The sequence below is a fragment of the Vibrio sp. Y20_XG_PY13 genome (assembly GCF_024181925.1).
Taxonomy (GTDB): Bacteria; Pseudomonadota; Gammaproteobacteria; order Enterobacterales; family Vibrionaceae; genus Vibrio; species Vibrio parahaemolyticus.
The window spans coordinates 98,477-119,113 of record NZ_JAMZAL010000006.1 but is presented as its reverse complement, the minus strand read 5'-3'; the positions used below and the strand labels follow the sequence as shown (position 1 = coordinate 119,113).

Below are 20,637 nucleotides of genomic sequence, written 5' to 3'. Positions count from 1 at the left end.
GAAGCTTACAAGAATATGAAAGGGGCGTTTCGCCCCTTTTTATTGTTGATGAGATAAGGTGAAGTACTTATCGGCAACCATCAACGAGATCAAACGCTCTTTACGTTTATCTTTAAACTGCTCAACCCATTGGTGCGCATTCTCAATGATCGCCAATGCTTCTTGCTCATTCGCTAAGTAATAGTCCATCTTTTCAGGCAAATCTGAATAATCATCCTGCACTTCAACATAGTGGATGCCAGCTTCTAGCTTACCTTCCATAAACCACGTTTCGTACTTAGGTTTCGACATAATAACCAATGAGTTAGAGGACATTGCCCACTTCAGGTTGGTTGCGACATCATTGCCTTCAATACACAGCAAGAACTTGTATTGAAGTTGCTCCTCAATACTCATAAAGCCTTTTTCCCAAGGCTGTCCTTCTTGCGGTCGAGTTTGACCTATATTGCAACGGGGATGGTCATAGAACGCTTGTATCACCTTGCAACGGTGCGGTTGGAAACCGACACCTCGCCACGCCACCATATCTTTCTTATCGTGGTAGCTCATTTCGTCATCAATAAATTTGAAATGACGAATTTGATTCAGCTTTAAAACGACAGAATTCTGATTGTCGCCGTGGATAGGGCGACTTTTAATAAAGCTCGGAACATTGGGAATATGCGTCACATCGCCATTAATGTAGTTGAATGTAAACTCAGACGGGAAATAGCGTATGACTTGGCGCGTATCGAAAAAATAAGTCCAACCTTTTGTTTTTTTGAATTCGCCAATTTTAGCGTAACTCTGTTCTCGGCTATCGACCGTAAATGGCTGCCCACACTTGTTGTAGTAATTTACTCGCTCAAGACAGTACTGCTTCTCCGCTTCAGTCAGAGTCGAAAGTAAACGCTTTGCCTGTGCTCGATATACAAAACGAGGAACCAGCATCGAAAGTGCGTTTGAGAAATAATAAGGAAACTTACTGTCTTTCATTTACTTTCTTCTCAATAGCGTTAGCAACGGCCGCGGGAACGAACTGCTCAATACTGCCGCCATGGATAGCAACTTCACGCACGATGGTCGAAGATAAAAAGGCAAACTCTTCTTCTGGAGTCAGAAATACACTCTCAATCCCAGGTAGTAGTTTTCGATACATGTTGGTCAAACCAAACTCATACTCAAAGTCGACTGTCGTTCTTAACCCACGAATCAGCACTTTGGCTTGTTCTTGGCGAGCAAAATCCACTAACAATCCAGAAAACCCTTTTACTGTCACGCCAGGTAAATGTGCCACTACCTCTTCCATCAAAGCGACGCGCTCTTCCAATGTGAACATAGTGTTCTTTGAAGGGCTTGCAGCTACTCCAATAACGACTTCATCAAACATTTCATGAGTGCGCTCGATAAGATTTAAGTGACCATTGGTCACTGGATCAAATGTACCTGGGTAAATGACTTTCATAGGATGTACTGATCTGTTCAAAATTGTATGAATTATTGAAGGAAAGGTCGGCGATTACAACTGCTTGATAGCAATACACCGTACGCGATCGTATTTCTATTGCTGGCACTCATTACAGAAGAAGGTATTACGTTGGCCAATTTTTAGCTCTTGAAGCGGCTCGCCACATTCTGGGCAAGGCTCACCCGCTTTTCCATACACTAGAAGTTCTTGAGCAAAATAACCCGGCTTGCCATCGGCTTGAGCGAAGTCTTTTAGAGTCGTACCACCTTGGTTAATGGCAATTTTTAGCGTGGCTTTGATGTTTTCCACTAACAGCACCCACTCTTGGGGTGTCACTTGACCTGCTTGTCGGGTTGGGAGAATACGAGATTTAAACAGAGATTCATTGGCGTAAATATTCCCCACACCGACCACGACCTTGTTGTCCATGATGAACTGCTTTACCGCGACACGCTTACCTTGCGCTTTATCGGCAATGTACTCGCTATTAAACGCATCAGTTAGAGGCTCTGGTCCCATATGATCAAGTACCGCATGTGACTCACCAGGAGCGCACCATAGCCAAGCACCGAAACGTCGAGGATCGTTGTAACGCAGCACTTTACTATTTGTAAGTTTGAGATCGACATGATCGTGCTTAGCCGCAGGAAAATCAGCATCCAACACACGTAACGAGCCAGACATTCCAAGGTGCACAATAGCAGTCCCTGCATCCGTTTCTATGAGCAAATACTTTGCGCGGCGATGAATGGCTCGAATCACTTGCCCTTCAAGCAATTTCAGCTCTTGCGGGATATCCCAGCGCAGTTTGGGGGTGCGAAAAACAAATGCCTTAATCGTTTGTCCAACCATATGTGGACTAATACCCATCCGGCTTACTTCAACTTCTGGTAGTTCAGGCATTTATTTCTCCTTAGAACACTCAAAGCCTTACTGAAAGGCAGTTAGAATAATCGAAAAGTACAAGCGTAAACACTGCTTACCTACGAGGTTATTGACCACCTCTCACTTAGGCATGATGTAATTGCTATCAACAGAAATCGCGATCCACTTGTCTTGCCAATTCTTGAACAACCAAAAATCATGAAGACGATAAAGAGTAATTCGCTGCGGTTCTTCGACGCCTTGATACCAAACTTCGATGGTTTCTGGTGTGCCTAACTTATCTTTAAGAGTGTCGTATTGCTGCGCAGATAACTCCGTACCTTCGAGCGCTTGCCAGCGAGCAATAAGTTCAGATAGAGGGAGAGGAGCATCTGCATTCGCATGCCATCGCCCATCGCGAAACTCCAATTCAAGACTATTGGAATAAATAGCGCTAACCGAATGATCAGTTCGAAGTAAATGCGGATAAGGATCAACGTTCTCTGATAACAAGTACGTTTTGATCCACATTGGCGCATTTAAGATCACGATAAACGCGATAATGCCCAATATTAGAATATTGTTCCAACGGCGACGGCGAGTCGGACTAATACGCATAACGGTTCCTACTATCTTAGTTCTAGAGACAAACTAGCAAAGGTTACAGGAATTGACTAGAGCATCAGCATGTAAACATGGTGAAGGTGGATTTGAAGGAATAGTGAGGATTTCAGATAATAAAAAACCCAACTCGAAAGTTGGGTTTTTCAAATCGTCAAAGAGACAAAATCAATTATTTGATTTTAGCTTCTTTGTACATAACGTGCTGGCGTACAACTGGATCAAATTTCTTGATCTCAAATTTGCCTGGCATGTTACGCTTGTTCTTATCAGTTGTGTAGAAGTGGCCTGTACCTGCTGAAGATACTAGACGGATTTTCTCACGAACGCCTTTCTTTGCCATTGCCTATTTCCTCTTAAACGTTTTCGCCACGTGCACGGATATCAGCAAGAACAGTATCGATACCTTTCTTGTCGATGATGCGCATACCTTTTGCAGTAAGGCGTAGTTTAACAAAACGTTTTTCGCTCTCTACCCAGAAACGATGAGTTTGTAGGTTCGGCAGAAAACGACGCTTAGTAGCATTTCGTGCGTGTGAACGGTTGTTACCCGTTACTGGACGCTTACCAGTTACTTGGCATACTCGTGACATGAATGTCTTCTCCAAAATCGTTTCAGCTCGATATCAACCTTGGTGGCCGAACCTCTCTATCTCTCGAAAAGAAGTTAGAGGTTAAGAACCGCTATGGAAAATCCATACAAGGCTATCAAAGGTCGCGCATTATACTAACTTGATATGCATTGCTCAAGACCCGAACAGATCCTTTTTACAGGTTTTCGTGATCTTTTTTTAGACAGCAGGTTTTTTCTAGCAGTCCAAGCTGAATTCAGTTAAAAATTTAGTGGCGAGGATGATAGCAGATTTTTAGCAACTAACAACCTAAAAAACGCACAGTTATATCCATCCTCTTTCTGCAAAAGAGACACTTTCCCCATCACCAATAACGAAATGGTCCAAAATGCGAATATCCACCAGCGCCAACGCATCAATTAATCGCCTTGTAATCCTGCGGTCTGCCTGGCTCGGCTCGGCGACACCGGACGGGTGATTGTGCGCCAAAATCAAAGCAGCCGCGTTGTGGTGCAGGGCTCTTTTTACTACTTCTCTAGGGTAAACTGATGCGGCATCCAAGGTTCCTTCGAATAAAATCTCATCTTTTATTACTCGGTGTTGGTTATCGAGGAAAAGAATGTAAAAAGCCTCTCTTTGGCGGTCTCTTAATATAGAGGAGAGATACAATTTAGTTTGCTCAGGGCTGGTTAAGGCGTCGCCACGCTTGAGGGTTTCCGCCAAATATCGCTGAGTCATTTCTAACACCGCTTGCAATTGCACATATTTGGCCTGCCCTAGCCCTTTATGCTGACAAAACTCCTGTTCTGAAGCGGAGAACAACTGCCTAAGCGAACCAAAATCTTGAATAAGGAAATCGGCCAACTCAATCACGTTCATGCCTTGCGTGCCCGTGCGGAGGAATATCGCCAGTAATTCGGCATCGGTTAACGCCTGCGGCCCACGTTGCAGAAGTTTCTCTCGTGGCATCGACTCATTTGGCAAAGCTTTGAGTATCATCGGAACTCTCTTTAAAGGTAAGAATCCCTATTCCACAAAACAGAAAGCGAAAGTCGAGGGTGACTTTCGCTTTCTTCGTTCCACACTGATTTTATGTGTAATTTAATGGTTCATCAGAGTTTAAAGTTGCCGACCAGATCGTGAATTTCCGTGCCAGATTGTGACAACTGAGTGCTGATCGTTTCTGCGTGTTGCAAGGTATCATTGATGTTGTTGACGATCTGTTGAATCGCCACCAAGTTCTGGTTGATGTCTTCCGCCACCGCACTTTGTTCTTCTGCCGCTGATGCGGTTTGAATTCCCATATCTCGAATTGTACCAATAGAATGGTGGACACCAGACAAAGACTGTTGAATCAGTGCCGACTCTTCAGCCGTTTTCACTCCGCGTTCTTGACTGGCGGACATGGTCGTGACGGCTCGAGATACCCCACTTTGTAGCTGTTTAAGCATATCGCCAATCTCATGAGTGCTATTTTGCGTACGGCTCGCTAGTGAACGTACTTCATCGGCCACCACTGCAAATCCACGCCCTTGCTCGCCCGCTCGCGCGGCTTCAATTGCCGCATTGAGCGCCAATAAGTTGGTCTGCTCAGCAATCTCGCCAATCACATCCAATACTTTGGTAATCTGCTCCGTTTGCTGACTCAACTCAGAGATAGCATCCGATGTGCTGTTGATCTCTGTAACCAACTCAGTAATGCCTTGAATCGCTTGTTCGACCTCTCGCTGGGCTTCGGTCACCTGATCGTTCGCATCGTCAATGGCCTGCGCAGTGGCATTTGTATTGCTTGCGACTTCTTTTGCCGTCATGCTCATCTCTGTTACGGCCGTCACCACTTTATCCGTTTCCAAACAGTGACTCTGCATTTGACCGCTCGCTGTGCGCGTTTGATCATTCAGTTCTTCAGAAACTGTTTGAACGGCAGAAGCAGATTGATGAATGTCCTGCATCAGTGGGTGAAGTTTATCCATAAACTCATTAAAGGCAGCCGCGACTTCGCCAACTTCGTCTTTACTTTCCACTTTTAGACGCGCAGTTAAGTCACCGCCACCCGCAGCAACATCTTTGAGAGAATCGGCGACGTGCTGAAGTGGTTTAATGCCTTTCGAGACAGCAATGCTGGTTAAGATGCTGGTAATAATCAGGCCAATCACCGAGATTGTCACCGCAGATAAAGTGTGTTGATTTAACTCTTGCGTGCGCAATTCACGCTGCATGGCAACTTGTTGGTCGATGTCATCAATGTAGATCCCAGTACCAAGCACCCAGTCCCATTTTTGTAGATACTCAGCGTAACCCAATTTCGGTGCCTGAGCGTTGATGGTTGGTTTGTGCCAAGAAAAATACAAAAAGCCATCGCCTTTTTGCGACGCATCAATTAATCCAGCAATCACCGCAACGCCATTTTCATCTTTAAGGTCATACAGATTTTTACCTTCCAGCGACGGTTTGATGGCATGTAAGGTATTGATGCCCTGAGAATCATACGCGAAAAAGTACCCATCACTTTCAAAGCGCATCGCTTTTAAGATTTCTTTCGCCGCTTGTTTATTACTGCCATTAACGTCAGAGTCATACAGCGGCTTAATCGCCGTTACACCCATCATCATGTAGGCTTTTAGCTCTTTCTTACGCGCATCAATCAGCTCCTGTCTGTCTCGAACGAGCTCCGCCTCCAAACTCTTACTGCTGTTGATGTAATACACCACAGAGATCAATGTCGTGATCAACAACAGAGGAATTAAGGTTATCAGCAGCAATTTGTTTCGACTTTTCAACACCATGTTTGTACCACCTCTTTTTTCTTTTCAATCTTACAAAATCAGCTCAAATTGTCTGTGAGATAGGCGGGAGTTTTTTCTCCACTTGTGTAACTAATGCCGCGGAGTTTGATGTGGATTTGATTTGCTTGGGTGCTGAAACAGTCCGTTATGCTAAACTCGCTGCCAGAAAAATTGGAGATCTCACATGCAAACACTAGCAGGAAAGAAAATTCTACTCGGCATCAGTGGCGGTATTGCCGCGTATAAATGTGCGGAGCTAACCCGTCGCCTAATAGAGAGAGGGGCACAAGTTCAAGTCGTCATGACGAAAGCTGCAAAAGAGTTTATTACTCCGTTAACCATGCAGGCCGTCTCAGGACGACCAGTATCCGATAGCTTGCTCGATCCGGCGGCTGAAGCGTCAATGGGTCACATCGAGTTAGCTAAATGGGCGGATTTAGTGCTGCTTGCTCCTGCTACGGCAGACCTCATTGCTCGTATGTCAGCTGGCATGGGCAATGATTTATTGACGACGTTAGTGTTGGCAACGGATTCGCCTGTTGCGGTATCTCCAGCAATGAATCAGCAGATGTATCGCAACATCGCGACACAAGAGAACATTGCGACTTTAGCTCGCCGCGGTATGCACATTTGGGGTCCAGCAGCAGGTGAACAAGCCTGTGGTGATGTTGGTCCGGGTCGAATGCTTGAACCAATGCAATTGGTGCATCTGTGTGAGCAGTTTTTCCAACCTAAAGTCTTGGAAGGCAAGTCCATTCTGATCTCAGCAGGCCCAACGCGAGAAGCCATCGACCCAGTGCGTTACATTACGAACCACAGCTCTGGGAAAATGGGGTATGCACTAGCAAACGCTGCCGCGCAGTTAGGCGCAAAAGTCACGCTAGTGAGCGGCCCTGTCAACCTGAGCACACCGATGGGAGTGGAGCGCATTAACGTGTCTAGCGCACAAGAAATGTATGAGGCCGTGATGGCTCAAGCCATCAGTCACGACGCGTTCATCAGCTGCGCAGCAGTAGCGGATTATCGACCAGAGGCCATTGCGTCTCAAAAGTTGAAAAAGACGGCAGACAACGATCAGATGACCATCAAAATGGTGAAAAACCCTGATATTGTAGCGTCCGTCGCAGCACTGACTGATAAGCGCCCATTTACGGTAGGTTTTGCAGCAGAAACCAACGATGTCGAAACTTATGCCCGAGGAAAGTTAGCGAAGAAAAACCTCAATATGATCTGCGCTAACGATGTGTCAGTCGAAGGCCAAGGCTTCAATAGTAATGACAACGCCATCACCCTATTTTGGCCTGATGGTGAACTTGCATTAGCTCTAGAGTCAAAAGAAGCCCTGAGCTTCAAAATCCTCGAGAAAATGCGTGAATTGATGTAATTCGCACTTATTTTCTAATTAAGAACTGGCACAAATTTAGTCTAAACATGACAACTGAGGGTGTTAAATCTCCCATTCCGCCCTCAGCAGTCTAGTGTGATGCGACTTAGCATCTTATAATCCCCTCCGCTCAACTTTGTATTTTGAAAGGAAGTAACTAATGGCCGGCAGTAAAAAATCCAATCGTCGTGAAGAGATCTTGCAAGCATTAGCACAAATGCTTGAATCTGCAGAAGGCGCTTCACGCATTACTACGGCAAAATTGGCAAAACAAGTCGGCGTCTCCGAAGCCGCGTTGTACCGTCATTTCCCAAGTAAAGCTCGCATGTTTGAAGGTTTGATTGAGTTCATCGAAGAAGCCTTGATGACTCGCATCAACCGCATTTTAGATGACGAGAAAGATACACTAGAGCGTATTCGTATGGTAATGCACCTGATTCTTGCATTTTCAGAACGTAACCCTGGCTTGACACGTATTCTGTCTGGTCATGCTTTAATGTTTGAAAACGAACGTCTACGTGAACGCATCAACCAGCTGTTTGAACGTATCGAAACCCAACTACGTCAGATTCTGCGTGAGCGTAAAATTCGTGAAGGTAAATCTTTCCCTGTAGAAGAGCGTATTCTTGCTGCGCAAATTCTTGGGCAAGTTGAAGGCAGCCTGAACCGTTTTGTGCGCAGCGATTTCAAGTACCAACCTACTGCAAACTTTGACGAGTATTGGGCACTACTCAGTGCACAAATTAAGTAGATATTATGAGTAAAGACAAATACACGCAGCCCGAGTTTTCTCTTTCCCTTCTCCATCCTCGTAACTGGGGAGTTTGGCTTGGGTTTGGTCTACTGGCTATCATCGTCAATATTCTTCCTTATCGCCTATTACTGTCTTTGGGGCGTTCACTTGGCAAGCTAGGCATGCGCTATGGCAAAAAGCGCGTGCATATCGCGAAGCGCAACCTTGAGCTGGCATTCCCCGCGAAAACGCCAGAAGAAGTGCAACATATCGTGGAAGAAAACTTCAAGAATACCGGGATGGCACTGATCGAAACCGGTATTACATGGTTTTGGCCTACATGGCGCTTCAAAACGCTCATTGTCGAGAAAGACATCCACACTCTAAAAGAAAAAGGCGCGGAAGGGAAAGGCGTATTGTTGTGTTGTGTGCACGCTCTTAACTTAGAAATTACCGCGCGAGCTTTTGCTGTTTTAGGTGTTGCGGGTTACGGCGCATTTCGTCCTCACAACAACCCAGCGTACAACTTCATCCAATATTGGGGGCGCACGCACAACGGCAACAAACTGATTGATCGCAAAGATGTGAAAAAGATGATTCGTGTACTGCGCAGCGGCGAGCGTTTGTTCTACTTACCTGACCACGATTACGGCCGCAATAAATCGGTCTTCGTGCCGTTTTTTGCCATTGATGACGCTTGTACAACAACTGGCACCAGCATTTTAGCCTACACATCAAAATGCGCGATCATTCCAGGTTCTGGTTTCCGCAATGACGAAGGCAAATACGAAATCATCGCTGATAAGTGCATTGAAGCCGATTACCCACAAAAAGATGAAGTGGCTGCGGCGGCTTATATGAACAAATACGTGGAAGAAGTGATTTTGCGAGCACCTGAGCAATGGATGTGGCTACACAAACGCTACAAAACCATGCAAGATGAAAACGAGCCCAAAGGCATTCGCTACAAATAAATCGCAAAAGAAAAGGTATCCGATTGGATACCTTTTTTATTGAATTCGAAAAGTGGGAAATTAGATGCCGTATTCCGCGCGGTATGCTTTCACCGCTTCAAGATGCTCGGTCGCGTTACCTTTTTCTTCAAGGTAAGTGATTAAGTCACCCAAACTCACGATAGAAATCACCGCACAACCGAAGTCGCGCTCAACTTCCTGAATCGCAGAAAGTTCGCCTTTGCCTTTCTCTTGGCGGTCGATAGCCACTAATACGCCAGCCAGATCTGCACTATTCGCCTTGATGATTTCCATCGATTCACGAATCGCGGTACCCGCTGTAATCACGTCATCCACCAGCATGATACGACCTTCTAAAGCAGAACCGACTAGATTACCGCCTTCGCCGTGATTTTTTGCTTCTTTACGGTTGAAGCAGTAAGGCGTGTCGATATCGTGGTGATCCGCAAGTGCAACCGCCGTAGTTGTCGCGATTGGAATCCCTTTGTACGCAGGGCCGAATAGAACATCGAATTCGATACCAGAATCCGCAAGTGCTGCCGCGTAGAAACGACCAAGACGCGCTAGGTCACGGCCTGTATTGAAAAGACCAGCGTTAAAGAAGTACGGGCTTTTACGGCCAGATTTCAAAGTAAACTCACCAAACTTAAGAACTTCTTTCTCAAGTGCAAACTCAATAAATTCACGCTGGTATGCTTTCATTATTTTCTCTCTATTTCCTTGGTTTCTTTTATCTCTTCTCGGCAATCATTCAATTCTCAATTCCCGAGATAAAAAAATAGCCCCCATAATGGGAGCTATCTAAATCAATTGGCTAACGCCGCCTTCTGCGCCGCAACGATTTCCGTAATACCGACTTTCGCCGATTCGAGTAATGCCATCAGCTGTTCATGACTGAACGGTTCACCTTCTGCGGTGCCCTGAATCTCAATCATCTTACCTTCTTCTGTCATCACAACGTTCATGTCGGTGTCTGCTGCTGAATCTTCAACGTACTCAAGGTCACACAGCACTTCATCACCAAGCAAACCAACTGATACTGCCGCTACGTGACCTTTCATTGGGTTTGCTTTTAGCTTGCCACTATCGACTAGATGTTGGAATGCATCTGCCATTGCAACGCTTGCACCACTGATTGATGCAGTACGTGTGCCTCCGTCAGCTTGAATTACATCACAGTCAACCGTGATCATGAATTCGCCCATAGCTTGCAAATCGACAACTGCACGTAGGCTACGCGCGATAAGGCGTTGGATTTCCATTGTACGGCCACCCTGCTTACCGTTTGCCGCTTCACGGCGAGTACGCGAGTGAGTCGCACGAGGTAGCATGCCGTATTCAGCGGTCACCCAGCCTTTACCTTGGCCTTTTAACCAACGTGGCACTGATTCTTCGACGGTCGCATTACACAACACTTTGGTGTTACCGAACTCAACTAACACTGAACCTTCAGCGTAAGCCGTGTAGTTACGAGTAATTTTGATTGGGCGAACTTGGTCCGCCTTGCGATCGTTTGGACGCATGGGCATCTACCTTAAATAATGAGGAGAAGACGATTTGGTTGGGCGAAGATTATAGCGGAATCGATTTCGGATTCCTAGGTCACAGCTTCACTCCCTCTAAACATTTCCTGGGAGCATATTTGCGAGACACTGATGTAAGACAGCCCGCGCACCTCTTGCCGCTCCGTGATACACTCTCTGGGTAATTTTCAAAAAATGAAGACAGGAAAATTCGATGATTTACAGTATGACTGCGTATGCGCGCAAAGAAGTAAAAGGCGATTGGGGCTCAGCGGTATGGGAAATCCGCAGTGTAAACCAGCGTTACCTAGAAACCTATTTCCGCATGCCAGAACAATTCCGAGCTTTAGAACCAGTTCTACGCGAGCGTTTTCGTAAACGCCTAGCGCGAGGAAAAGTGGAATGTAGCCTTCGTTTCGAAGCGAACCCTGCAGCAAAAGCCGAACTTAGCATCAATGAAGCGTTGGCAACCCAAGTGATTAAGGCTGCTGAACAAGTTATGCACATGACTGGTGAGCTTAGCCGCATCAATCCATTTCAAGTCATGCAATGGCCTGGTGTGATGGAAACTCCTGAGCAAAACATGGATGAGGTCAACAAAGAACTGCTTGCTGCATTTGATGAAGCAATTAGTGAATTTATTGAAGCGCGTGGCCGTGAAGGCGACAACATGAAAGCGCTGATCGAACAACGCCTAGACGCGATTACCGCAGAAGTGGTGAAAGTTCGAGCTCGCATGCCTGAAATCCTAGAATGGCAACGTGAGCGTCTATTCTCAAAATTTGAAGATGCGAAAATTGAACTGGATGCTTCTCGTGTAGAACAAGAGCTTATCTTGCTAGCGCAAAAGTCAGACGTTGCAGAAGAGCTGGATCGTCTGGATTCTCACGTGAAAGAAACGACCAACATCCTGAAAAAAGGTGGCGCAGTCGGTCGTCGTCTGGATTTCATGATGCAAGAATTCAACCGTGAGTCAAACACGCTCGCTTCTAAATCGATCAGCACCGACATCACTGCGTCGGGTGTTGAACTGAAAGTTCTGATCGAACAAATGCGCGAACAGATCCAAAATATAGAATAGATTCCCCTATACTCTACTCACTTCCAAAAAGCCCTTGTTTATAAGGGCTTTTTTATTTCCATCATCCATATACATCCATAAAATTCATCAACAGCCATGAACAAACGGGGAGTATCTTGGGTAGCACTTTGCCATTTACTCCCCACCATAGTATAAATATCACAACATACTCCCCACTTCTGGAGGGTGATGTAATGATAACTTCAATTAGAGCTATAAATTCAAGGAGATAGAGATGGGGAATCTCACCGTCAACCAAGTTAAGGCGATAGTAAAAGACCAAAAAACGGGTCGTCATGCCGATGGTGATGGTTTCTATCTAATGATTCCTAGAATAGGTCGACCATACTGGATGCTAAGGTACACCCTTTTTAAGAAAAGAAAGGAGGTGACTATTGGCAAGGTCGATGAACTTTCTCTTGCAGATGCAAGGTTGAAAGCATCTGAGCTTCGAAAGCAAATAAGCGAAGGGATTAACCCAATTGCAGAAAGAAAACGGAGTAAGCAAGCCGATATACAAATAATCGATGATCTCTTCGAAGACTGGTACAAGGATTTGTCCAAAAGGCTCAAGCATCCCAATATACCTAAGCGTATCTATCAGAAAGAGATCTCTCCACAAATTGGTCAATACACGTTGAAACGTGTCACACCTTTAGATATCCGTAACATCATCCAAATAGTCGCTGACAGTGGCCGTCCAACCACAGCTAACGACACGCTAATGTATTGTAAGCAGCTTTTTAAACACGGTATGAAGATTGGTGTTATTGAGTCTAACCCTGCACTAGCATTTTCTAACTATGATGCTGGTGGCATTGAAGAGAGCCGAGATCGGGTCTTAGAACTGGAAGAGATTAAACATGTTTTTTCCGTTTTCAACCAAAACATTTATAGTTTCAATCGAGACAACTACCTAGCTTGTGCTCTGCTTCTTTGTCTTGGCGTTCGTAAATCAGAGCTAACAGAAGCAAAGTGGACTGAGTTCGATCTAGATAATGCTTTATGGCACCTACCAGCGGAGCGAAGCAAATCTGGGACAGGTTTCACTATTCCGCTCCCGGAGCTGTGCATACAGTGGTTTAAAGAACTGTATATGCGAGCTTGTGGTTCGGAATACGTCTTCCCTAACAGAAGAGAAAGCAAAGTACCGCACATGGGCAAAGACACATTGAACAGAGCTATTTCAAAGTTATTCGGACGAGAGCCCGGTCGTAAGGTACAACCACCAAATAAAATGGGCGATATCAAACATTTTGCGGTTCACGATCTGCGCCGCACTTGTCGTAGCCTACTCGCTTCACTAAAAGTTCCTAGCCACATTGCTGAACGATGCTTGAACCATAAGCTAAAAGGTGTAGAGGGCATCTATGATCGATATGATTACTTGGAAGAGCGTAAAAAAGCACTGGAGAAAGTGACAGCTCTCGTAAAGGACTGTATCAAGACAAAATCAGGCTGGCAATGAGCATCTTGTATCTCTAGCATTACATGTACAAATTACAGCCACTATCAATGAACGCGAGATATATAACCGATTTACTCGTATTTTTCGTAATCACGCTTTGACCTCCAATTTATGTAACATCTTTCATTGAGACTTTATAAAACCTTTGCCTATCAACCTGCAAATGATGAGAGCCGCTAGAGTTTCAAACTTAGCGCTCTCATGCGTCTAGTCTTTGTGGCTATTTATGAATAGTAACCACATACGGCTACTACAAATGTAAATTTATTTGTTGCTCTAGCCACCCTCTTTTAGCGTGCTGGTCGTCACTAATATTAATCACTCGGCCAAGAGCGTCGGGATCAAGTGCCCACACATTCTCTCCATCTGGTAAGAAACTGATTAATTGCTCTTTTTTCCAATACCATTTTTGGGCGAGACTCGAGTTACATGTTTCCGTAACGATACGTTTGTCACTATTAATCGATAAGCATGTATTTGGATCTTGCCTGTTAACATACCGCTGCTCTTTATCATATCCCCACACTTGTGTTAATTCGTTATCGCATTCTCTTCCGAATACATTATTACTTGTTTCATCAGCCGTTAAACACTGATTCGCGTGAGCGAGAGATTGAAGTATTACATGCTTCTCTGGCAAAAATATTGGATGACTCCAATCAACAATAAAACTACTTCTGATATTATGTGACCCTTGTATTTCTTCATGTGTAATATGAAAGGCGGCTACTACACCGTATTGTACTCTTCCAGTATAAATGGAGTAATCCACACCCGCTCCGATCTCAAAATGGGTTTGTCCTTGCTCACTTACAGGGGCTTCATAAATGACATCGTAGTTTGGCTTAAAATTGGCATATGCAATCGGGTTGACTTTCTGCTTATCAAAAACCCAAGCATTTGACCAAATAGGGCCACTGAAGTAGCAGCCAGTGGAGGCCTCTTTACGCATTATGGCATCACAGATACCAAAGGTACGTTTAAAAGAAAGAGAAAAATCATGCAACGAAGAACGGTTAACAATTTCATACTCTTGAGTGTCAAACACTAAAGTTTTGGATTGCTGATAACCAAAAGATGCTCCAAAGTCAACTCCTCCTTTTGGCCCATCTTTACTAAGCTCCAGACTTCGCTTTGCATCCACGCCGATGGTAAAACCACTGGTTTCTCGGTGTTGAAAATTTCTGTTTTTGTTATCCGGGTAGTTTTTTACGATTTTAGGCATGTAACCACTGCTTGGCTTTACCCAAACATTATAACTTGTTGCTAAGGGGCCAAAAACCTCATTCCTATCAGTCCATGAGCGGAAATTAACGTATTCTTGCTTCAAGTCATCGACCAAATGAATTCCTGCTCCATGGCCTTTGTTGTCGACAGTGAAGCGCGCAAATTTAGCGTCAGGGGTAAATCCACCTTGTTTTGTTGATGAGCGAATCGAACGCATCAGGGACATATTAACTCGAACATCAATAGAAGCACCAGCGTCACACCAATCACGTGTTTTATTGGACTCTCGATCATATTCATCCCCAGTAAATAATTCACACGTAATATCTTGACTGGTGATGTACAATGGAATTTCAATTATCGGAAGAAAATCTTCAGAGAAAGCTGAGACAGACATCAGGCCTAGAAATGGAGTAGCGTATTTAGCTATATTCATTCTTACTTATCTCCATTAAAACGGTCCAAAACATGAATCAATGACGAAGTAAGACTTTCTAGCATTACACCTTCATTGTGAACATCGTTTCCATTGACATCTTTAATATTTGCACTTACTACATTAATGGCTTTTTCACCCTCAATTTCACCCCAAACAATAACTGGAGTATCAACACCTAATCCAACAATTTTTGAACTAAAGTTTATACGCTCAACTTCTGAATACACTTCAGTCATATCAATCACAGTCGTGGAATTTTCTTTAACTAACTTCCTAGATTCCTTTGCTTCTATTAAAGACATACTAGCAAGGTTAATGTAGTAAACATCACCATTATTAATTTCTTTTGATTGCTCTTTGACAAGGGATTCATAAAGAGGAGTGGGCTCTCCAATCAACCTAATTTCCGCTTGCGATGACATACTGATAAGTAGAAGTAGCATTATTTTTTTCATATTTTCCTCTATGCTTGTAGGGTACCTAAGTAAATACGTTTTTAATGTGGAAACAATTTCACTATGTATAGTATTTGTTTGATTTACTTAGAAGTAGAATTTTAAGCCAGAAATACCTGACCACTGTTCAGATTCTCGATAAGTTTTATAGCTGGCACCGAGCTCAAGAGCGAAGTGATCTGTAAAGTTAATTTCACTGGTCAAAGAGAAGTTATTCATCGGATCTTTATCAACATGAGAGTATCGATAGCTAGGAGTTAATGTTAAAAAACTGATAGGAACAAATTTAACGCCAAGGTGAGCTGAGGGGCTATACTCATTAAATTTTCCACTCCCACGTTCCACATCAATTCGATTTATACCTAATGATATAAATGGGAAAGCGCCATTAGCGTAACCATTAATACCGAGCCCCGCATAATGATCTCGATATTGGGTTTTACCTGTACTCATCCCTGTAAATTCGGCTTCAAAAAAGATGTGTCTGTTGAACGTTGTCATTAACGTCGCGTATCCTCCAACAAGGTCTTGCTCACCTTTTTTAGCGTATGACGAGCCTAAATATTGATCTAGTCCATCATTTTGTCCTGCTTGAAGTCCAAAGCTAAGACTATCAAAATAATTGATATCGGCATTAGCTAAATTAGGCGCAGTTAAAATAAAACCTATGAGTATGTTTGCTTTTTTCATTGTATTTCTTCCTGTGTTTGATATTTGGAAAATAATCTTTATGTGAAAAACATTCAAATGTTTTTTTATTAACATTTTTATACAAATTGATTTAATTTTAAATAATTTTATTTGTTTCTACTTAATCCATCTAAAATAAATTATTGCTTGAATATTTTTTGCACTTTCTATAGATTCGTTCGGTTTTAATGCAACCAGATAAAATTGAATGACTCTTTCCAAAGAAAATATAGAGATTGCTTTAATAAATAATGAGTTTGAACCCTACTTTCAACCAATCATGTCTCTCGACTCTGGGAAAGTGGTCAGATGTGAAGTGTTAGCAAGATGGATTTGTCATTCTGGTGTCATCGCCCCTCATGCGTTTTTAAATGAAGTCGTATCATTTGGTCTTTTGGACAAAATGACAAATCAAATCATTAAAAAAGCTATCAGCTATTGTTTACTTTGGACACGATCTAATGTTTTGAGTGATATGGGAGTTTCTATTAACTTTCATTACGAACAGCTTGTGAACATTAATAATGTAGAATACTTGATACAGTTACTGAAGGATTATGGTTTATCTACATCAATGGTTGAAATAGAAATCACTGAAGCACAGGTTATAGAAAATCGTGTGAAGCTCACTTCATCACTCGATAGATTGAGACAAGAAGGTATATCAATTGCTCTTGATGATTTTGGAGTGGGTTCTTCTTCTCTGAGCACCCTAAAATCGCTTCCAATAAACACACTAAAAGTGGACCGTTCTTTTGTTAAAGATATCGATAGCTGCAATGTTAGCCGAACTATATTGGAAGGGATATTTAGTATTGCAAGTGCCATTGGAATAAATATTGTAGTGGAAGGAGTTGAAACTAAAGAGCAGTTGGGCTTTATTCGTAAAACCTGTGACAGTGTTGAAATACAAGGTTATTTATACTCTCCACCTTTACCATTTGAGAAATTTTATCACTTTGCTGAAATGATTAATTCACATCCATTCTCTTTATTATTTTAATGAGGTTACTTTACATGTTGTTCCGTCTTTACATTATTGCACTTCTCTATGCCCCACTATGTGGTGTTGTCAAAGCAGAAGAGAACTATCTTTACACCAATGATTGCAATAGCATAGTATGTAAAAAAGAACCGGAGATAATCTATAGTCTAAATCAACCAACATCTCTTATTCTTTTAGATGAACAGTCAGAATTACCTGACAAACTAGCCTTAACCATCTATGTTACCGCCTTGTTGATGCTTGACGAGCGTAATATTGAGATTATAGATTGGAAGCCAGAAATAAAGAGTGACAATAAATAATAGAAATTAGGTTAAAGATAAAAGTTAAAGAGCCAATGCATATACTTGGTGTTTTCAGTGCTATGCAATAGAGAAACATTGGTCGCATATGGTTCTGAAGGATTCATAAGAAATAAAGGTTTAACTTTGGTTGAATCGATTCTCCTAGCAGAATGCTCGAAACACCTACCCAACTTTGATTATTGGCAGCCCAACTTAAACAACCTTTCTTTACAACAAACGTTAAATCCAAAAATCTTCAGGTATATGTCATCAATGTGAAACCCCATCATTGATTCCGACAGGAGCCTGAAATGAATCCCAAAACTTCCGATTACCAAAAGCAGCAACGCTATCAGGAAAATGAAATCCTAGAGCATGCGGCTGAAATACTGGCTACGCGCTACGTGCGTGGTGATGCCCTAACCAATCCTAATGCCACCAAAGAATATGTGCGCTGTAAGCTAGGCAGCCATGATCGTGAAGTGTTTGCCTTATTGTTGCTGGATAACCAAAACCGACTGATTGAGTTTAAAGAGCTGTTTCAGGGAACGGTGGATGCCGCCAGCGTCTACCCGCGAGAAGTGGTGAAAGCAGTGTTAGAAGTGAATGCCGCAGCGGTGATATTTGCCCATAACCACCCATCCGGTGATTCAACGCCGTCTCAAGCTGCGGAAGCATTGATTCTGGTTTGCTCATTTTTAGCCAAGAATGTTGACCGTAATACCCTTGGATTAGGGATAAGCAAAACCAAGATGGCGGTCATTTTAGGGATGAGTGTTCGCCGTGTATCCGATACTTTAAAACGCCTCCAAGAACTCGGTTATGTTAGGCTGTACACAGAGGAAACTAAACGGGGGAATCTCAGTCTTGGCACTTTTGTACAGGTAACAGAAGCTTTTTCGTCACAATTTTTTGTCCCCCAAAAGCCCGTGGGAGAGTCAGAGAAAAAGCAACAAAAAAGTTCTGAACCTCAATCGCAAGACACCCCTGAAAAGCGTTATTTTCAATTTTTGGAAATTTTGAGTGATCTACGGCTTGATCTAAAGAATTTCATCGTGAAAAGCAAGGACCCGATACCACCAGCCGTTTTGCAGCAAATTTTTAAGGTTTTGGAATAAACATTTGCGGGAGGAACGCCGACTTTAATGGGGCTGAACATCTTCGCTTAGCTGTATAAAGGCATTTACCATACACGTGATATGACAGTCTTGATGACGTACCGATCTAGATCTAGAACTAGATATATCAACAAGAAGTGGGGATGGTGATCAAAATTCACGTTTATCGAATACAGCTTAAGTACCCTGATGAAGCAGCGTTTAAAATAAAGCTACAGTTGTTCACGGCAGAATTACATGACACTATATTTACCTTAGTATGCACATATACCTCTCACAGCTTAGTGTTTCGGTTGGTAAAAACACTGCGATTGATAATAATAATAGTTATCATTTCGCAAATAGCAGAACTATTGTCAATGTAAGAAACGCTGTGATGTAACCCAACTGGGTAGTATATTGGGTAGTAAAACCCTAAATAAGACAACAAAAACCCACCAAGCTATTGATTTTTAAATAATAAAATTTATTGCTCTACGAACAGATCCAAAACATCGAATAATCTAAAAACATTTAGATTACATATTGAAAGCCCCGCTTAATGCGGGGCTTTATTTTATTCGTCTTTTTCCAAGGTTCGGTTGTCAACATACGGCCAATAGTGGTGTCCAACGCGAATCACCAAGGTCGCTGCCGCCAAGATAAACGCCGCTATAGAAAGCCAAACCACCAAAGTGGCATCCAACTCTTTCATACCTAAAGTGATGTAGCGAGCAATGGCCATCATCGCGATATAGATAGGATAGCGAACAGGGATCTTACCGTTCATCACAAACTGCTGCACCATCGCTAAAACCTCAAGATAGATGAACATCAATAAGATGTCCGTCAACAGCACTCGCTTCTCAACAAAGACGTGAATGAACTCTTGAGCCATGGCATAAATAGTTGCCAAGGTAATAGCGACCAACAGAACCGCTTCTAAGATGTGGAACATCTTTAAAAATGGGCGACTGAACGATTTAGGTAAATTTGATGGCATAGCCAATTATCCAAGCAAAACCAAAGAGATAAGCTTTGAGTTTAGCATGCAAGATAAAAAAGGATACATAAGAAAAACGCCCCGTTTATTTAACGGAGCGTGTTTTCTTGAATGCGATGGTGGCACGGCTTACGCCACTTGCTGCTTTTTTTCTGCCACACGCTTTTTCTTGCGATATTTAGGATGGGTAATCGGAATCGCGGAGAGCAGTTTCTTGGTGTAATCGTTTTGTGGGTTCGCGTAAATTTCTTTCGCATTCCCCGCTTCCACCACTTTACCAAAGTACATCACCGCAACTTTATCGGAGACATGCTTAACCACCGACAAATCGTGAGAGATGAAGATGATGGCAAGGTTCATTTCTTGTTGAAGTTGTAGCAACAAGTTGAGAATTTGCGCCTGAACCGATACATCCAGTGCAGATACTGATTCATCACAAATCAACAGCTTTGGCTTCAGTGCTATCGCACGAGCAATACCAATACGCTGACGCTGGCCACCAGAGAATTCGTGCGGATAACGGTTCACAGCCGTTTCAGGCAAGCCAACTTTCACCAACAGCTCTTTCACCCATTGTTTACGCTCTGCAGGAGTGCCTATTTTATGGATGATATACGGCTCTTCCAAAATCATACCAATGGTGTGACGCTGGTTAAGTGACTCCATTGGGTCCTGAAAGACAATCTGCATGTCTTTACGCAACGAGCGCATCTCTTTGACAGAGAACTTTGTAATGTCTTTGCCTTCAAAGAAAATCTTACCTTCTGTAGGCTCATACAATTTTAGAATCGTACGTCCTAAGGTACTTTTACCACAGCCAGATTCACCAACGAGTCCCAATGTTTCTCCTTCTGAAACCGACAAGGAAACGCCGTCTACAGCTTTGATCGTGTAGCCTTTCTTAAACAGTCCTTTACCAGATACAAAGTGCTGCTTAAGATTTTCAATTCTTAATACTTCTTTGGCCATAACATCCTCTTTTA

23 protein-coding genes are annotated in these 20,637 nt (G+C 43.1%); 8 read left to right on the top strand and 15 right to left on the bottom strand.

Annotated elements, in window-relative coordinates:
* Positions 1–39: 39 nt before the first annotated feature.
* The 8 genes from NL646_RS15465 to NL646_RS15430 all read right to left on the bottom strand — a co-directional run bounded on the left by NL646_RS15465 (position 40) and on the right by NL646_RS15430 (position 6,290).
* Positions 40–975 carry a glycosyl transferase family 90 gene (locus tag NL646_RS15465; protein ID WP_025504105.1) on the bottom strand — a complete coding sequence of 312 codons (936 nt, stop codon included), beginning with the start codon at positions 973–975 and terminating at the stop codon, positions 40–42.
* On the bottom strand, positions 962–1,444 hold the full coding sequence (coaD, locus tag NL646_RS15460; RefSeq protein WP_005462497.1) for a pantetheine-phosphate adenylyltransferase: 483 nt from the start codon (positions 1,442–1,444) through the stop codon (positions 962–964). The genes NL646_RS15465 and coaD overlap by 14 nt, the downstream gene beginning before the upstream one ends.
* 96 nt (positions 1,445–1,540) lie before the next feature.
* A complete protein-coding gene (mutM, locus tag NL646_RS15455) occupies positions 1,541–2,350 on the bottom strand; it encodes a bifunctional DNA-formamidopyrimidine glycosylase/DNA-(apurinic or apyrimidinic site) lyase (RefSeq protein ID WP_005496819.1) in 810 nt (269 codons plus the stop codon).
* A gap of 102 nt (positions 2,351–2,452) precedes the next feature.
* A complete protein-coding gene (locus tag NL646_RS15450) occupies positions 2,453–2,929 on the bottom strand; it encodes a hypothetical protein (RefSeq protein ID WP_253664392.1) in 477 nt (158 codons plus the stop codon).
* 175 nt (positions 2,930–3,104) lie between these two features.
* Entirely contained in the window at positions 3,105–3,275 is a 171-nt protein-coding gene (gene rpmG, locus NL646_RS15445; RefSeq protein ID WP_004410866.1) for a 50S ribosomal protein L33, read from the bottom strand.
* 13 nt (positions 3,276–3,288) lie between these two features.
* Entirely contained in the window at positions 3,289–3,525 is a 237-nt protein-coding gene (rpmB, locus tag NL646_RS15440) for a 50S ribosomal protein L28 (protein WP_005467944.1), read from the bottom strand.
* Positions 3,526–3,828: 303 nt separating this feature from the next.
* A complete protein-coding gene (gene radC, locus NL646_RS15435; RefSeq protein WP_005482037.1) occupies positions 3,829–4,503 on the bottom strand; it encodes a DNA repair protein RadC in 675 nt (224 codons plus the stop codon).
* Between the two features lie 113 nt (positions 4,504–4,616).
* Entirely contained in the window at positions 4,617–6,290 is a 1,674-nt protein-coding gene (locus tag NL646_RS15430) for a methyl-accepting chemotaxis protein (RefSeq protein WP_020904348.1), read from the bottom strand.
* 184 nt (positions 6,291–6,474) lie between these two features.
* On the opposite strand from NL646_RS15430, the gene coaBC reads away from it, so the two are divergent.
* The 3 genes from coaBC (at position 6,475) to NL646_RS15415 (ending at position 9,381) form a co-directional block, all read left to right on the top strand.
* Entirely contained in the window at positions 6,475–7,674 is a 1,200-nt protein-coding gene (gene coaBC, locus NL646_RS15425; protein ID WP_020839956.1) for a bifunctional phosphopantothenoylcysteine decarboxylase/phosphopantothenate--cysteine ligase CoaBC, read from the top strand.
* Between the two features lie 160 nt (positions 7,675–7,834).
* Positions 7,835–8,425 carry a nucleoid occlusion factor SlmA gene (slmA, locus tag NL646_RS15420; protein WP_005478760.1) on the top strand — a complete coding sequence of 197 codons (591 nt, stop codon included), beginning with the start codon at positions 7,835–7,837 and terminating at the stop codon, positions 8,423–8,425.
* A 5-nt stretch (positions 8,426–8,430) separates the two neighbouring features.
* Positions 8,431–9,381, top strand: a complete 951-nt coding sequence (locus NL646_RS15415) for a Kdo(2)-lipid IV(A) acyltransferase (protein WP_140287753.1) — start codon at positions 8,431–8,433, stop codon at positions 9,379–9,381.
* A gap of 60 nt (positions 9,382–9,441) precedes the next feature.
* Here NL646_RS15415 and pyrE read toward each other — a convergent pair whose 3' ends face one another.
* Positions 9,442–10,083 (bottom strand): orotate phosphoribosyltransferase, encoded by a 642-nt coding sequence (pyrE, locus tag NL646_RS15410; RefSeq protein ID WP_025587874.1) that lies wholly within the window; start codon positions 10,081–10,083, stop codon positions 9,442–9,444.
* A gap of 104 nt (positions 10,084–10,187) precedes the next feature.
* Complete coding sequence (gene rph / locus NL646_RS15405) at positions 10,188–10,904, bottom strand: ribonuclease PH (protein WP_005459025.1); 717 nt, start codon at positions 10,902–10,904, stop codon at positions 10,188–10,190.
* Positions 10,905–11,118: 214 nt separating this feature from the next.
* Here rph and NL646_RS15400 point away from each other — a divergent pair, with 214 nt between their 5' ends.
* Both NL646_RS15400 and NL646_RS15395 read left to right on the top strand, forming a co-directional pair.
* Positions 11,119–11,985: a YicC/YloC family endoribonuclease gene (locus tag NL646_RS15400; protein ID WP_015296114.1), complete on the top strand. Its 867-nt coding sequence runs from the start codon at positions 11,119–11,121 to the stop codon at positions 11,983–11,985.
* A gap of 235 nt (positions 11,986–12,220) precedes the next feature.
* On the top strand, positions 12,221–13,453 hold the full coding sequence (locus NL646_RS15395) for a site-specific integrase (RefSeq protein ID WP_253664391.1): 1,233 nt from the start codon (positions 12,221–12,223) through the stop codon (positions 13,451–13,453).
* Between the two features lie 250 nt (positions 13,454–13,703).
* Here the strand turns inward: NL646_RS15395 and NL646_RS15390 are convergent, their stop codons facing one another.
* The 3 genes from NL646_RS15390 to NL646_RS15380 all read right to left on the bottom strand — a co-directional run bounded on the left by NL646_RS15390 (position 13,704) and on the right by NL646_RS15380 (position 16,264).
* Positions 13,704–15,116: a leukocidin family pore-forming toxin gene (locus NL646_RS15390; RefSeq protein WP_253664390.1), complete on the bottom strand. Its 1,413-nt coding sequence runs from the start codon at positions 15,114–15,116 to the stop codon at positions 13,704–13,706.
* A 2-nt stretch (positions 15,117–15,118) separates the two neighbouring features.
* Positions 15,119–15,574, bottom strand: a complete 456-nt coding sequence (locus NL646_RS15385) for a hypothetical protein (protein ID WP_253664389.1) — start codon at positions 15,572–15,574, stop codon at positions 15,119–15,121.
* Between the two features lie 87 nt (positions 15,575–15,661).
* On the bottom strand, positions 15,662–16,264 hold the full coding sequence (locus NL646_RS15380) for a hypothetical protein (RefSeq protein ID WP_253664388.1): 603 nt from the start codon (positions 16,262–16,264) through the stop codon (positions 15,662–15,664).
* A gap of 208 nt (positions 16,265–16,472) precedes the next feature.
* Here NL646_RS15380 and NL646_RS15375 point away from each other — a divergent pair, with 208 nt between their 5' ends.
* The 3 genes from NL646_RS15375 to NL646_RS23455 all read left to right on the top strand — a co-directional run bounded on the left by NL646_RS15375 (position 16,473) and on the right by NL646_RS23455 (position 18,672).
* Positions 16,473–17,267, top strand: a complete 795-nt coding sequence (locus tag NL646_RS15375) for an EAL domain-containing protein (protein ID WP_253664387.1) — start codon at positions 16,473–16,475, stop codon at positions 17,265–17,267.
* 14 nt (positions 17,268–17,281) lie between these two features.
* Positions 17,282–17,572: a hypothetical protein gene (locus NL646_RS15370; RefSeq protein WP_253664386.1), complete on the top strand. Its 291-nt coding sequence runs from the start codon at positions 17,282–17,284 to the stop codon at positions 17,570–17,572.
* Positions 17,573–17,865: 293 nt separating this feature from the next.
* Positions 17,866–18,672 carry a JAB domain-containing protein gene (locus NL646_RS23455; RefSeq protein ID WP_324163448.1) on the top strand — a complete coding sequence of 269 codons (807 nt, stop codon included), beginning with the start codon at positions 17,866–17,868 and terminating at the stop codon, positions 18,670–18,672.
* Between the two features lie 556 nt (positions 18,673–19,228).
* Here NL646_RS23455 and NL646_RS15355 read toward each other — a convergent pair.
* Positions 19,229–19,654, bottom strand: coding sequence for a phosphate-starvation-inducible protein PsiE (locus tag NL646_RS15355; protein ID WP_005458957.1), 426 nt, complete (start codon positions 19,652–19,654; stop codon positions 19,229–19,231).
* 129 nt (positions 19,655–19,783) lie between these two features.
* Positions 19,784–20,623 carry an ABC transporter ATP-binding protein gene (locus NL646_RS15350; protein ID WP_005458953.1) on the bottom strand — a complete coding sequence of 280 codons (840 nt, stop codon included), beginning with the start codon at positions 20,621–20,623 and terminating at the stop codon, positions 19,784–19,786.
* Positions 20,624–20,637: the final 14 nt, after the last annotated feature.